We start from the raw sequence: 14,620 nt of genomic DNA, 5'->3' as shown, positions 1-14,620 counted from the left end.
GGATCAGGATTCTTGATGAACCATTTCCTGCTCGCTGGTCAGCTTCGGCTTCGTTTTCTCACCAAACAGACGGTGAAAATCCGGACTCTCCGTACGCATCCATTTATCCCAGAAGGTAAAATAAAGGCCGTAGTTGAAGCGGAACTGCGCGTGGTGCAGGCTGTGGTGCGTGGCCCCGATCAGCCAGCGGCCCAGCCAGTGCTGATCGAAATCGCGGGGATAAATCTCGGTATTGAGGTGATTAATGGCACTCGATACGGTCATGATCATCAGGATAATCCCCACGGCCGATACGTGAAGCGGAAACACGAACAGCAGCGCCGGAATCACGATAGCCTGCAGCGTACTTTCGAGCGGGTGAAACGAAAAGGCCGTCCAGGGCGATGTGGTGATACTGTCGTGATGGGTCTTGTGCACCCAGCGGTAAACACCCGGTCGGTGCATCCACCGATGGAGCCAGTAGTAGTACGTCTCGTGCAGAAATAAAGTCAGTATAATGCTGGCCGGGTACCAGATAAGCGGGTAATCGGTAAGGCGGGTATAGATTTGCGTATACCCAGCCTGATAGGCCAGCATGACACTCAGCCCAATGGCCGTGAAAATGAGCGAGGTGAGGAGCGACCACCCAATCTCCCGCCGATCCTGCCCGTTTTTTCGGGGCCGGGTCTGTACGGCACGGCTGGCAAACTGCTCTTTCATAGATACATTGAAGAGCCACCAGAAAGCAAGGGAAAACAAGACATACCGCCCAAATATAGCCAGGAAAAAAAATAGCCCGGTGAGCCAGAACGTAGCCGGGTTGGTTAGTTGAATCATAGGGGTAGGAGAGCAGGTGCTCCCGGGTTGTATCCAGTACAGCAACGTAATAAGACGGGCAATGTTAGAAAAAGTTTGCAGCCTTTCCAGTTCCTGATACAAGTACCCGTTTAATCACTATATCCGGGTATAACCGGTGGATATAGGTGTAAACGAAATTCGGTTAATACGCGCTGGCTGATAACATTCCGTTTACGATACATAAACGGGCGCCCGGTCTTTTGTTCGTATGTTTGTTGGTAGTTTCAAGAACCTATAAACAATACGGCTTCATGCGCCTGCTTACTTTTCTGGGGTGGCTACTGACCACGGCAGCGGTCTTTGCTCAAACGCCATCTCAACCAAAACGCTCTACAAGTCCTCGTAAAGTTATTTCGCCGGCGGCAGCCAACGCCGACGGCCAGCCCCTGAAACGGCCCAAGCTGGTGGTCGGTATTGTGGTTGACCAGATGCGGTATGATTATCTGTACCGGTATTACGACAAATTTGGGAAAGGCGGCTTTCGCCGGATGATGGACGAGGGGTTCAATGCCCGTAATAATCATTACCACTATGCGGCCACCTATACCGGGCCCGGGCATGCGGCTATTTATACCGGCTCTGCCCCTGCGCTGAACGGTATTGTTGGCAACGATTTTTACGACCGCAACCTGGGCCGGATGGTGTACTGCGCCGAAGATACCAGCGTCAGCACAATTGGAAACACGGGTACTGCCGGCAAGATGTCGCCCCGCAATATGCTTGTTACCACCATTGGCGATCAGCTCAAGCTGGCTACTGACGGCCGGTCCAAGGTAGTCGGTATAGCGCTCAAAGACCGGGGCGCTATTCTGCCCGCTGGCCACGCGGCCAACGGGGCTTACTGGTTCGACTCGAAAGACGGTAAGTTCATCAGCAGTTCTTTTTATCAGAAAGAGCTACCCCGCTGGGTTCAGGCGTTCAACGACCGGAAGCTGCCCGAGACTTATATCGGCCAGAAGTGGGAGCTCTTATTACCGCTGGATCAGTATACGGAGAGTACCGTTGATGATGAGGCCTATGAGGCAACTCTGCCCGGCGAATCCAAATCGGTTTTTCCGCATGAGTTCGTTGTACAGGCGGGCAGCAGCAAATACGAAGTGTTGCGCACCAGCCCGTATGGTGATCAGCTGACGAAGGAGTTTGCGCTGGCGGCCCTCAAAGGCGAAAAGCTGGGCCAGAGTGGCGTGACGGATATGCTGTGTGTCAGTTTCTCCTCGCCGGATTATATCGGCCACGCTTTCGGGACACATGCGATCGAAACCGAAGATAATTACCTGCGTCTCGACCGGCAGCTGGCCGAACTGTTTTCTCAGCTCGATGCTACCGTTGGCAAAGGGGAGTGGCTGGCGTTTTTATCCGCTGATCATGGCGCTGCCGATGTGCCAGGTTTCTCCCAGCAGTACCGCATTCCGGCCGATGTGAAATCCTATGGAGAAGTTAGCGATGCCGTTAAAGCCGCTCTCGAAAAGGCGTACGGACCAGGCAAGTGGATGCTGACCTACTTCAATCAGCAAATCTACCTGAATCATCCACTGCTGGTGGAGAAGAAAATTGCGATTCAGGAAGTCTACGAACTGATCAGTAGCGTACTGCTCAAACAGCGCGGGGTTGTGAATGTAATCAATCTGCACAACATACATGCGGAGTCGCTGCCCGATATTCAGACCAACTTGTTCCGTAACGTGTATTTCCCCAATCGTAGCGGAGATATGTACGTGATGCAGCAGGCAGGCTGGTTTGAAGGGCGCAACCGCGGAACAACTCACGGAACGGTTTATAATTACGACACACACGTGCCTTTTCTGTTGTACGGGTGGGGCGTTCGTCCGGGTCAGACGTTCCGGCGGACCCATATCCACGACATTGCCCCCACGATCACCGCTTTACTGGGCGTTCTTGAGCCAAGCGGCTGCATCGGCGATCCGGTAGGCGAAGGAATCCGGTAAGCCGTCAATTTGCCATGACCAGCGAGTAATGACTAACTACTCGCTGGTCATGGGTACAAACGACACTTCCTTGAAGCCAAAGCGATGGGTTCGTCCGGCTTCGGCAACGACTAGCCTGCCCGTCTCGTCGACATCGATAATCATACCCATAAATGTCCGGTCTTCGGTGCTGAAGCGGGTTTCCTGCTGGTACCGGTACAGCGTCTGCATGTAGTCGGCCTTCAGCACCTGACGTTGACCAGCGCGCAGCTGGAGATACCGCTTTTCGAGTTTTTCGCACAGCATGGTCAGGAGCCCGGCCCGATCGTAGCCGTTGGGTAAGGGGGCTTCCTGCTGGAGCGAGGTAGCAGTTGAATAACTGAACTCGGTTTGGTTTACATTGAGACCGATGCCCACCACTGACCAGGCCAGGTTGTAGCCTTGGAGCGTGTTCTCGATCAGGATGCCTCCTGTCTTGTGGAAGCCGATATACAGGTCGTTGGGCCATTTGACCCGACAGTCTCCATTTACCAGGGGGGCTATGGTGTCATGCACCCCCAGTGATACGGCCATATTGAGCCAGAACTGTTCGGTGGCGGTTAAAAAGGTGGGTTTAAATAGCAAAGAGAAGGTCAGGTTCTGGGCTGGCTGGGCTTCCCAGGTGTTACCGCGCTGCCCCCGACCACCCGTCTGATTGTCAGTTGCGATGAGAAGTCCTTCAACGACGTCGGAATGAGCGAGTAAAGCAGACGCTTCGTCGTTCGTAGACTGACAGCTTGGCAGGTATTGGTAAATTTGCCCGACAAAATGCGTTTTGGGATGGATTTTGTACAAATCTTTGTTTAGTTTAGTAGTAGGAAGCTAATACATGGTGCTGTGAGCAATGCTCACTACTTTACCGATAAAGTACCCGCTGATTAGCTTATCGTGCAATGTTAAACCGAAAGCATGAGAATTAAGCAAAGCAATGATTTTACGCCTGAACAGATCCGCGATTTTGTGGTCAGAGGCATGCAGGAAAAGAAAGGGCAGGACATTGTTGTGATGGACCTGCGGAATGTGAAGAACGCTATTTGTGACTACTTCGTCCTGTGTTCGGGGACTTCCGATACCCAGATCGATGCCATCTCAACGTCTATTGAAGAAGAAGTCTATAAAGCCAGCCATCAGGATCCGTGGCATCGGGAAGGGAAACTGAACCGCGAGTGGATTTTGCTGGATTATGTAGACGTAGTGGCACACGTTTTTAAGAAAGATCGGCGTTCATTTTATGACCTGGAACAGCTCTGGGGCGACGCCGAGATACAGCTGATTGACGATAACGCTTTTTCGGAAGCGGCCTGAGTGAAGGGCTGCCCGACCGAAATAAACTCACTACCGTTTCGGGGCCGCTTGTAGGGCATATAAACCGTTTGTCCTAACCGTTTTAAGGTAGAAACATTAGTCATTAAAACGGTGTTACCCTTTGAAATCCGTTTGTACAACCTGAGGAAATGGCAGAAAACAATAATAGAAATCCGTTAGTACCCCGGGGAGGGCCGCGCAAGCCCAACTTCCAGGGATGGATTGTCGCTCTATTGATTGCCGCTATCTTGGGGATAACGTTCTTTAACCGCAGTTCCGCCACTCGTGAGATTTCTCAGAAGCGGTTTGAGCGCATGGTGAAAGACCGCGAAGTCTCCGAAGTAGTGGTCGTAAACGACAAGATTGCCGAAGTAACGCTCTCCCAGCAAGCTGCACAAAGCCCCAAATACCGGGGCCTGTTTGCCGATAAACCCTACTTTGGCACCAACCAGGGTCCGCATTTTCAGTTCCAGGTTGCGTCTGGAGAAACATTCAAGAAAGACCTCGATACCATTCAGCAGGGGGTGCCCGATAATGAAAAAATCGAGTACCGCTTTGAGCAACGAAGCGATATCGGAAGTATCATCAGCACCTGGGGCTTCCTGATCGTCATGATTCTGGCCATGTATTTCCTGCTGGGCCGGATGTCAGGCGCTGGCGGGCCAGGTGGGCAAATCTTCAACATCGGCAAGTCGAAAGCCGCGCTGTTCGACGCTGACAACAAGGTCAAAATTACATTCAACGATGTAGCTGGCCTCGATGAAGCCAAAGAAGAGATCAAGGAGATTGTCGACTACCTGAAAAATCCGACCAAGTTCACCAAACTCGGGGCTAAAATCCCGAAAGGTGCGCTGCTGATCGGCCCTCCGGGTACCGGTAAAACGCTGCTGGCGAAAGCCGTAGCCGGTGAGGCAGGTGTGCCGTTCTTCTCGCTGTCGGGTTCTGACTTTGTCGAGATGTTTGTCGGGGTAGGAGCTGCCCGGGTGCGCGACCTGTTCAAACAAGCCAAAGAGAAAGCGCCCTGTATTATCTTCATCGACGAGATCGATGCGGTAGGCCGTTCGCGGGGCCGCGGGTCTATGCCCGGCGCCAACGACGAGCGTGAAAATACGCTGAACTCACTGCTGGTAGAGATGGATGGTTTCGCTACCGATTCCGGGATTATTATTCTGGCCGCTACCAACCGCCCCGACGTACTGGACTCAGCCCTGCAGCGCCCTGGTCGTTTTGACCGCCAGATCAGCATCGATAAGCCCGATATTGTTGGTCGTGAAGCCATTTTCCGGGTGCACCTGAAGCCAATCAAACTGGCTGCTGACGTTGATCCGAAAGAGCTGGCCGCTCAGACCCCCGGCTTCGCTGGTGCCGAGATTGCCAACGTTTGTAACGAAGCGGCTCTGATTGCCGCCCGGAGCGACAAGGAAGCGGTGGATATGAAAGACTTCCAGGACGCGATGGACCGTGTTATTGGTGGTCTTGAGAAGAAGAACAAGCTGATTTCGCCCGAGGAGAAAGAAATCGTAGCCTATCACGAAGCGGGTCACGCCGTTGCGGGCTGGTTCCTCGAACATGCCGATCCGCTCGTTAAGGTTACGATCGTGCCGCGTGGCGTAGCAGCGCTCGGATACGCCCAGTATCTGCCCCGTGAGCAGTACCTGTATCGGACGGAGCAACTCATGGACGAAATGTGTATGGCTTTGGGTGGTCGGGCCGCTGAAGATTTGATCTTTGGCAAAGTGTCGACCGGCGCCTTAAGCGATCTGGAGCGGATTACCAAGCTGGCTTACAGCATGGTGACCATGTACGGTATGAACGACAAAATCGGTAACGTATCGTTCTACGACTCCAAGCAGTCTGACTACAGCTTCAACAAGCCTTATTCGGAAGAAACGGCCAAGTTTATCGATGAAGAGGTGCGTAAGATTGTAGACATCGCTTACAGCCGGACCAAAGATCTGCTCACCGACAAACGGGAGGCACTTGAGGTCATTGCGAAAGAGCTTCTTGAGAAAGAGATTCTGTACCAAAACGATCTGGTTCGTCTGATTGGTAAGCGGCCTTTTGAACGGGAAACGGTTTACCAGGCTTACAAGAACAAAAAGACGGCTGAAGAGATTAAGGAGGAAATTGGCCCCGAAGCCAAACCTGCCGAAACGCAGCCGGAATCATTGCCCTTATAAGTCATGATACCTTATACAAAACGGGTGGGAGATTAGTCTCCCACCCGTTTTATTTTTTACCGAGTTCAATGACCTGCATATCGCTGATCCGACCCGTGTCAAGCGTGAATCGAATGGCCGTTCTGACGAGGTGGAATCCGGTCTTGCCAGCGGCTCCCGGGTTGATGAACAACAGGTTGTTTAAACCCGGATCACGCGTCACCTTCAGGATGTGAGAATGGCCGCAAATAAAGATATCCGGGGGCATTATCTGCAGGTTAGGGCGAACGATTGGGTTGTACTTGGGGGGCGTACCACCAATGTGCGTAATCCATATGTCAAGGCCTTCCAGCGTGAACCGCTGATGTGCCTGGAGGTCACTACTCTCCTGATCTATGTTGCCGCATACAACGCGCAGGGGCCTGAATGCGCGTAACTCATCGACAACAGTCATGGCCCCAACATCGCCCGCATGCCATATTTCATCACAATCGTTGAAGTGGTCGAACAGCTTAGGGTCCAGATAAGAGTGAGTATCCGAAAGAAGGCCTATACGCGTCATAATGGGCGTTAAAATACCGCTTTTTACCCTAAAATGAGGGTTTTCATCTCGCTTCTGATCTGCTTCTTGTCAATTTTACCAACGCTGGTTTTAGGGATTTCAGGTACAAACACGATCTGGTCGGGCAGGTACCACTTGTTAAGATGGCCCTGATCAATTTTAGCCTGTAAGCTCGCTTTTATACCGGCTACCGTCAGACCGGCGTCTGGCTTCTGTACGATGAGTGCATGAGGCCGCTCACCCCAGCGCTCGTCAGGAAAGCCTACTACTGCCGCTTCGGCAACGCCCTCGACCTGCGATAATAAGTCTTCAATATCGAGCGAAGAAACCCATTCGCCACCGGTCTTGATCACATCTTTGGTACGATCGGCTATTTGAAGCCAGTTGTCGGGGGTTAAACTGGCCAAGTCGCCGGTATGAAGCCAGCCGCCTTTCCAAAGTTCGGAGCCACGTTCGGGGTCTTCGTAATACCCCTGGGTAAGCCATGGCCCACGAGCCACGACTTCGCCGATGGAGTGCCCATCGTGTGGTACAAAGTTACCGTTATCGTCCATCAGGCGCATCTCAATGAAGGGCGCTATCCGTCCCGCGCGGGTGCGCAGGTCGATCTGCTGATCGATAGGCAGCTGACGTTCCAGATCGTTCAGGTGGGTTATTGACATGACAGGCGCCGTTTCTGACATGCCATAGCCCTGATACACCTGAATACCAAGATCGAGTGCTGCCTTAGCCAGGCCCTTCGTCAGCGCTGAGCCGCCAATAATTACCTTCCAGCGACTGAGGTCAACCTGTTTGGCTACGGGGCTGTTGACCAGCATGTTCAGGATGGTGGGTACGCAGTGTGAAATCGTGACCCCTTCTTTCATCAATAGCTTGAGCAGCATCTCTGGCTCGTAGCGTCCGGGGTAGATCTGTTTGGTTGAGAGCATCGTTGCCAGAAACGGAAACCCCCAGGCATGCACATGGAACATAGGTGTAATCGGCATGTACACGTCCTGCACTGACGAAAAAGGTACCGCCTGGTAACCACACAGATAGGTCATCAGCCCCATGGTATGCATGAACAGCTGACGGTGCGAAAAGTACACACCCTTGGGATTACCCGTTGTGCCGGTCGTGTAGAAGGTAGTCGCCCAGGTATCTTCATCAAAATCCGGAAACGCATATACATCGGATGCCGATTTGAGCAATTGCTCATACTCGCCTGCGAACCCAGCCGGAATGGCTGGCTCTTCACCCGTATACACCTTGTCGCTTAATAGGATAAACTCGTCGACTGTGCTTAGCTGGTCGCGGACGGCGTTCAGAATCGGCAGGAAATCCTCGTGAATGAGTACCGCTTTATCCTGGGCGTGATTCATCGTATAAAGAATCTGCGCGGGCGACAGCCGAACGTTAACCGTATGCAGAACGGCCCCGAGGCTGGTCACCCCAAAAAAACATTCGAGGTAGCGGTGACTATCCCAGTCAAATACCGCGACGGTATCGCCGGGTCCTATGCCGCGCTCGGTCAACACATTGGCCAGCTGACGAACCCGTCGGTTAAACTCAACATAGTTCATCCGGAAGAGGTCGCGGTAAATAATTTCGCGGTGTGGTTCGTATTTCAGCGACTGAGCCAGCAGGTTTTTAATCAGCATCGGAGGCTCGATGGCCTCGGCCGTTCGTGGAATGAGTTTGGTCTGAATCATACTCGTGAGTTATGACTGCGCTCGGGCGCGTCAGTTGTTTGTATTGGATGGAGCAAATTACAATATTCTCTTGATATAAGACAATTAACTGAGATTCAGTGCGCTAGACAAAAATTATAACCTATAGCTAGTGTACAAACACTTACGCGCTGTACCAGGTTGATAAGGTAGCTGTCAGGCACATCAGCTGGCAAAAGCTCAGCGCACTCATGATCATTTATAAAACAAAGGGCTGGCTCGATGCCATCTGGCACTTTCATACGGGCAGTTCGGCGGTTTCGTTACTTAAGCGTTTAAGTGTTGTTACCATCTATGTTACAGTTGTCACGGTAATCGAATTGCGATACCTCGACCTGCGTCTGACAGACACGCCATCGCAGTACGTGCAGGCCCTGGGCATTCTGCTTAGCTTGCTGCTGCTTTTTCGCACGAATACGGCCTACGATCGCTTCTACGAAGGCCGCAGCACCTGGGGCGCTTTGGTCAATACCATGCGAAACCTGTCTGTGATGTTTAATACCATGCTACCGCAGGAAGTACGTGCCGACCGGCTTTTTCTGACAAAAACGATTTCAAACTTTGCGGTTGCGCTCAAAAACCATCTGCGCGAGATGCCACAGCTTGCCGAACTGGAGCTGGTTGAGGACTGGCAGCAGAAGGAATTCGAGTCGGTCGACAACTGGCCTAACGAGGTGGTTAACCAGCTTAGGGGGCGGGTAGAGCAATTATACGCCAACCGGATACTGACGGATGCGCAGTTGATCAACCTCAACGACCAGATAAACCGGTTGCTCGACGTGTCGGGTATTTGTGAACGTATAAAAAGTACACCCATTCCGTTTTCTTACAGCCTGTTTATCAAACTCTTCACGGTTTTTTATCTAGGCATATTGCCATTTACGGTCATCGAGTGGTTTGGCTACATGACCATTCCAATAATGCTGATCACCTCTTATTTCCTGATCGGTCTGGAAATGATTGGCGTCGAAATAGAAGAACCTTTTGGTACGGACCGAAACGATTTGCCGCTGAGCCAGCTGGCGCACCGCATTCGGGTTGATGCACACGAGATTATGAGACTGCCGGTAGCCAAAGAAGATAAAATGGCAGCAAAGCCGGACTTTATGATCGTGAATTAAATAGTGATGAGCCGCGGAAACGGTAGCTATATCTTCACTAATAGTCTACTAGTTAAATACAGAATTCTTCTTTTTCACGTTTAGTTATAAAAAGACTGTTCATACAACGCGGGTACAGGTAGACCTATGAGGAAAGAGACAATCAGGTTTGTAAATAAGGATAAGTCTCTTTTCTTTCCGGTATTGCGTGAGCGAATAGACCAGTATTTTAAAGAAAAGGCTCTTCTCAAACAGGGGGATCAACTCCTGGTTTGGAAGGGCATTTTTATGTTAGGGTTGCTATTGGTACCCTATGGGTTGATTCTCAGCAACCAGTTCTCACCCGGCGTGGATTTGTGTCTGGCCATACTGATGGGGCTGGGAACGGCTGGCGTAGGCATGTCGGTCATGCACGATGCCAACCATGGCTCGTTCTCCAGCATTCCCTGGGTGAATACATTCTTCAGTTCCTGCCTGTACTTGCTCGGTGGTAATGTGCTGAACTGGAAAGTGCAGCATAATACCCTGCATCATACCTACACCAACATTCACGATGTCGATGAGGACATTACGGGTAAGTTTCTACTACGTTTATCGCAGGGGGATCGGCGCTGGAAGATTCATCGGTATCAGCATATCTACGCTTTCATGCTGTACGGGCTGATGACGTTCTCGTTTTTCGTGAAAGATTTCCGGTCGGCCTACAAGTACAACCACTCGGGCAATCAGAAACTTGTGAAGCCGTTTACCCGACGTAATATCCTGACGCTAATTACCAGTAAACTGTTATATGTGTTGTTTATTGCCGTTTTGCCGCTGGCAGTCACCGATCTGACGTTTGGCCAGTGGCTGCTTGGGTTTGCCGTTATGCATTTTACCGCCGGGCTTGTCCTGAGTACGATTTTTCAGCTGGCGCACGTCGTGGAGGGAGCCTGCCAGCCTGAGCCGGACGAGAGTGGGTGCGTATACAACACCTGGGCAATTCATCAAATGTATACAACAGCGAACTTCTCCTGTCCGGCGCTCCTGTCGTGGTATATTGGCGGGCTTGACTTTCAGGTAGAGCACCACCTTTTCCCCAATATCTCGCACATACACTACCGGGCGCTTTCTCCAATTGTGCAGCAAACGGCCGAAGAGTATGGGATCCCATACAACAACAAGCCCTCTTTTCAGCAGGCGCTCAGTTCGCACATCAACATGCTGAAAACGCTGGGTCAGTAAGCCGTTCCGTTACCGCTACAGCAGGAGCCCGGCTAATGTGGCAGACATGTAGCTGGCCAGCGTGCCGCAGATCAGCGCTTTGAAGCCGAGCCGGGCCAGATCACTCCGGCGATTGGGCGCCAGCTCGCCGATACCTCCCACCTGAATGGCAATCGAGCTGAAGTTGGCAAATCCGCACAGGGCGAAGCTGACAATAGCAATGGTTTTGGGGTCGAGTGTCTGTTTGATCTTGACCAGGTCGAGGTAAGCCACAAACTCGTTGACAACCATTTTGGTACCCATCAGGGCCCCAGCCGCTTCAATATCCTTGGCCGGGACGCCCATTGCCCAGGCAAACAGGGAGAAGAGTTTTCCGAGCAGGAAATTCAGGCTCAGGTTGTCGATGCTGAATACATAAAAGCCCAGCCGGAACAAGAGACTATCGATCAGGGCGATCAGGGCAATGAAGCCAATCAGCATGGCTATGACGTTAAACCCAACTTTCAGACCTTCACTGGCTCCGGCGGCAATAGCGTCGAGCAGGTTAGCGTGCGCTTTTTTGATCTCGACCTTAACGGTGCCCTGGGTTTCGGACATCTGTGTTTCGGGCATAACGATTTTGCTGATGACCAGCGCGCCCGGAGCGGCCATAATGCTGGCGGCCAGCAAATAGGGAGCTGGTACACCCAGCGAAATATAGACCGCCAGTACACCACCGGCAATGCAGGCAAACGAGCCTGTCATACTGGCCAGCAGCTCGGAGTTGGTCATGCCGTTGAGATAGGGCTTAATCATAATCTGGGCTTCTACCTGACCTACAAACGTGCTGGCAACGTTGGAGAGGGCTTCGGCTCCGCTAACCCCCATGAGCCATTTCATAGCCCGGGCCATAACGGCTACTACGCGCTGCATGATGCCGAGGTGGTAGAAAATATTGACCAGTACCGCTACAAAAATGATCGTTGGTATGACCTTAAAAAAGAAAATAAAGTCATTGCCCGGCCCGAATGCCCGGGTCAGTACGTCAGTTCTGACAAGCGATGAGAAAACAAATTCGGCTCCTTTGTTGGCCTTTTGAAGCAGGCGGTCTACGTAATAGCCCAGTCCCTGAAAGAGCTGTTGGCCAATGTCGGTTTTCAGGACAAATACGGCAAGGCCAAACTGCAGACCCAGCCCTACGCCAACAGTACGATAATTGATTGCTTTACGATTGTCGGAAAGGGCGTAGGCAATGCCCAGAATTAAAACGATGCCAATCAGGCCGGTAAAACGATCCATTCGGTTAAATACACAGTTGCAGTTAAGATGGCGAAGATAGAAAGAAAAAGGCAGGAACGAGTGCAGAATATCAACCCGGCAAACAAATGAAAGCCGACAGGAAAATACAAATCCTGTCGGCTTATATGGTTAGTTCTGGAGGGCTGGTTAAATGTCAGCTATAGCCCGTTCGGCACCTTCCTGGTATTCTTCTTCAATTTGGGCCACCTCGGCCGGTTTAATTTCCGGGTCGAAAAGATGAGCTTCGGTAACCTGCTTTTCTGTTACGTCGAAAAAGCGTTTGTGCATGTTAAACGGTTGGCTTCCGGCGGGGACTTCACACTTCGTAAACGAGCCGTCTTCGTTTAGTTCGTAGGCGTTCACGTTGTCCTGCAGGTTGTAGTCCAGAATGAGCATCGCCAGTTGTTTAACCCGCTGGTCGGCCAGGAAGAACAGCGATTCTATGCGCCGGTCAAAACTGCGGACCATAACGTCGGCGCTGCCCCCGTACACTTTCGGATCGCCGTTGTTATGGAAGTAGTAAATACGAGTGTGCTCCAGATAATCGCCCACAATTGACCGAACGGTAATGTTGTCGCTGAGACCCGCGCGTTTGGGGCGGAGGCAACAGATGCTGCGGACAATGAGCCGCACGGGCACGCCGGCTTCGGAGGCTTTGTAGAGTTCGTCAATGACCTCTTTGTCTTCCAGCGAATTTACTTTTATGCAGATGCCGCTGGGCAAGCCACGGCGCGCGTTTTCGGCTTCCAGACGGATCAGGCGCAGGAGTTGCTCCCGCATGTCGCGCGGAGCGGTAATCAAATACTGGTATTCGTTCGGCAGGGAGTGACCCGTAATGACGTTGAAGAACTCGGCTATGTCCTGCGTGTATACCTCGTTAGTAGTTAAAAGACCAATGTCGGTATACAGTTTAGACGTGTCTTCATTGTAGTTGCCGGTAGCCATGTGGGCATAGCGAACAACCCGGGTACCTTCGCTCCGTACCACCAGCAGCAGTTTGGTATGCGTCTTGTACCGGCTGATGCCGTAAATGACAAAACAACCCGCTTTCTGAAGGCGCTGCGCTTCGCGGATGTTGTTCTCTTCATCGAACCGGGCTTTCACCTCAAACAGTACCGATACGTGTTTTCCGTTTTCGGCGGCTTTCAGCAGCGCTTCGGTAATTCGGGAGCGTTTGGCCAGCCGATAAACAGTAATTTTTATAGCCAGTACGTTCGGGTCTTCGGCGGCCTGCTCGAGCAATTGCAGGACAGGCTCGAAATTATTATAGGGGTGGTGCAGCAACAGATCGCGCTGCTTGATCAGGTCAAAAATGTTGTCTGTTTTATCCCGGCCCAGGCCCAGCGGAGGAACGGGCGGGTGGGGCGGGGGCATGTCGTCCTTAAAATCGGGCAGACCGATAATTTGCCAGAAGGCCGAAAAGTCGAGCAGCGTGCGCGATTCGAAAATATTCAGATCATCTATTTCCCAGCGTTTTTTGAGCAGATTGATCATCCAGGGCGAGGCCGGAGCCGAAACGCCATCTTTGCTGATCGCCCCCGCTTCAATTTCGACCCGGGTAACCCGCCCCAGTCGCCTGTTCTTGATTTTTTGCCGTACTTCGTCAATGAAGTCTACTTCGTCATCGTCGTTTTCTTCCAGCGTAAAATCGCCGTTCCGGGTAATTCTGAACAGGCTCACGGAAGAGATTTCTACGTTCCGATACAGCTTCTTGATATTATGGCGAACGACTTCCTCAATAGGCAGGAACAGGATCTTCTCGTCCCGCTCGAACGACATGAAACGGGGCAGGTTGGCAGGTATCTGCACAAACGACAGCCGCTGACGGTCTTCTTCGTCTTCTGACCGCAGACTTTGCAGGTTAGCTCCGTCAGGGTTTTGAGTTACTACGCCAAAAATCAGCACTTTCGCCAACAGCACCGGAAACGTGTGCGTGTAGTCGTACAGCATTGGGGTCAGCGTAGGGAAAATGGTCCGGTCAAAGTAGTTGTTGGCTTCCTGCTGTTCGTCGGGCAATAGCGCATTGAACGCCACCAGCTGCATGTCATTTTCGGCAAACAGCGGCAGCAGGTTGTTGACGAACACATCCTGCTGGTCATGACAAAACTGCTGGGCCGTGGTCATGAGTGCCTTCCGGAATGGGACTTCCCGCAGCCCCGAATAGTCGACGCGTTGTTTCTGGTAATCCAGGTAGTTGTACAAACTACCCACGCGGATCATGAAGAACTCATCGAGGTTCGAGGCTGAAATAGCCAGAAACTTAAGACGTTCCAGCAGCGTACGGCTATCATTGCGGGCCTGGTCCAGCACGCGTTCGTTAAATTTGAGCCAGCTAAGATCGCGGCTGAGGTAATTGCTCTGATCGATTACACTGCTGACTTTTTCGCTAACCTTTGCCATTTTATCGCTGGTCTGGGAGGTCTTATCCGGATTTCGCTGGGTAAATCTGGAGACCAGAGTGCCCAGCATCGTTCGGTTTGAGTTAAGGGGGTTACGCATACTC

11 protein-coding genes are annotated in these 14,620 nt (G+C 51.9%); 5 read left to right on the top strand and 6 right to left on the bottom strand.

Annotation, left to right across the window (positions count from 1 at the left end; translation table 11 throughout):
• Window positions 1-3 precede the first annotated feature (3 nt).
• Window positions 4-816: a sterol desaturase family protein gene (locus B1C80_RS14800; RefSeq protein WP_077921961.1), complete on the bottom strand. Its 813-nt coding sequence runs from the start codon at window positions 814-816 to the stop codon at window positions 4-6.
• A 272-nt stretch (window positions 817-1,088) separates the two neighbouring features.
• Here B1C80_RS14800 and pafA point away from each other — a divergent pair, with 272 nt between their 5' ends.
• Window positions 1,089-2,783, top strand: coding sequence for an alkaline phosphatase PafA (pafA, locus tag B1C80_RS14795; protein ID WP_077921960.1), 1,695 nt, complete (start codon window positions 1,089-1,091; stop codon window positions 2,781-2,783).
• A gap of 36 nt (window positions 2,784-2,819) precedes the next feature.
• Here pafA and B1C80_RS14790 read toward each other — a convergent pair whose 3' ends face one another.
• Window positions 2,820-3,596 carry a biotin--[acetyl-CoA-carboxylase] ligase gene (locus tag B1C80_RS14790; protein ID WP_077921959.1) on the bottom strand — a complete coding sequence of 259 codons (777 nt, stop codon included), beginning with the start codon at window positions 3,594-3,596 and terminating at the stop codon, window positions 2,820-2,822.
• 114 nt (window positions 3,597-3,710) lie between these two features.
• Here B1C80_RS14790 and rsfS point away from each other — a divergent pair, with 114 nt between their 5' ends.
• Both rsfS and ftsH read left to right on the top strand, forming a co-directional pair.
• On the top strand, window positions 3,711-4,106 hold the full coding sequence (gene rsfS, locus B1C80_RS14785; RefSeq protein WP_077921958.1) for a ribosome silencing factor: 396 nt from the start codon (window positions 3,711-3,713) through the stop codon (window positions 4,104-4,106).
• A 149-nt stretch (window positions 4,107-4,255) separates the two neighbouring features.
• Window positions 4,256-6,286, top strand: coding sequence for an ATP-dependent zinc metalloprotease FtsH (ftsH, locus tag B1C80_RS14780; protein ID WP_077921957.1), 2,031 nt, complete (start codon window positions 4,256-4,258; stop codon window positions 6,284-6,286).
• A 49-nt stretch (window positions 6,287-6,335) separates the two neighbouring features.
• Here the strand turns inward: ftsH and B1C80_RS14775 are convergent, their stop codons facing one another.
• Both B1C80_RS14775 and B1C80_RS14770 read right to left on the bottom strand, forming a co-directional pair.
• On the bottom strand, window positions 6,336-6,827 hold the full coding sequence (locus B1C80_RS14775; protein ID WP_077921956.1) for a metallophosphoesterase: 492 nt from the start codon (window positions 6,825-6,827) through the stop codon (window positions 6,336-6,338).
• A gap of 23 nt (window positions 6,828-6,850) precedes the next feature.
• Window positions 6,851-8,518: a fatty acid--CoA ligase gene (locus B1C80_RS14770; RefSeq protein ID WP_077921955.1), complete on the bottom strand. Its 1,668-nt coding sequence runs from the start codon at window positions 8,516-8,518 to the stop codon at window positions 6,851-6,853.
• A 209-nt stretch (window positions 8,519-8,727) separates the two neighbouring features.
• Between B1C80_RS14770 and B1C80_RS14765 the strand changes: the two genes are divergently transcribed.
• Both B1C80_RS14765 and B1C80_RS14760 read left to right on the top strand, forming a co-directional pair.
• Window positions 8,728-9,657 carry a bestrophin family protein gene (locus tag B1C80_RS14765; protein WP_077921954.1) on the top strand — a complete coding sequence of 310 codons (930 nt, stop codon included), beginning with the start codon at window positions 8,728-8,730 and terminating at the stop codon, window positions 9,655-9,657.
• A gap of 267 nt (window positions 9,658-9,924) precedes the next feature.
• Entirely contained in the window at window positions 9,925-10,860 is a 936-nt protein-coding gene (locus B1C80_RS14760) for an acyl-CoA desaturase (RefSeq protein ID WP_236648798.1), read from the top strand.
• A gap of 15 nt (window positions 10,861-10,875) precedes the next feature.
• On the opposite strand, the gene B1C80_RS14755 is transcribed toward B1C80_RS14760, so the two are convergent.
• Together B1C80_RS14755 and ppk1 are read right to left on the bottom strand one after the other, a co-directional pair.
• Window positions 10,876-12,117: a NupC/NupG family nucleoside CNT transporter gene (locus B1C80_RS14755; RefSeq protein WP_077921952.1), complete on the bottom strand. Its 1,242-nt coding sequence runs from the start codon at window positions 12,115-12,117 to the stop codon at window positions 10,876-10,878.
• Window positions 12,118-12,264: 147 nt separating this feature from the next.
• Window positions 12,265-14,616, bottom strand: coding sequence for a polyphosphate kinase 1 (ppk1, locus tag B1C80_RS14750; RefSeq protein WP_077921951.1), 2,352 nt, complete (start codon window positions 14,614-14,616; stop codon window positions 12,265-12,267).
• Window positions 14,617-14,620: the final 4 nt, after the last annotated feature.

This window comes from Spirosoma sp. 209, from assembly GCF_002006735.1.
Taxonomy (GTDB): Bacteria; Bacteroidota; Bacteroidia; order Cytophagales; family Spirosomataceae; genus Spirosoma; species Spirosoma sordidisoli.
This window is presented reverse-complemented; position numbering and strand designations above follow the sequence as displayed.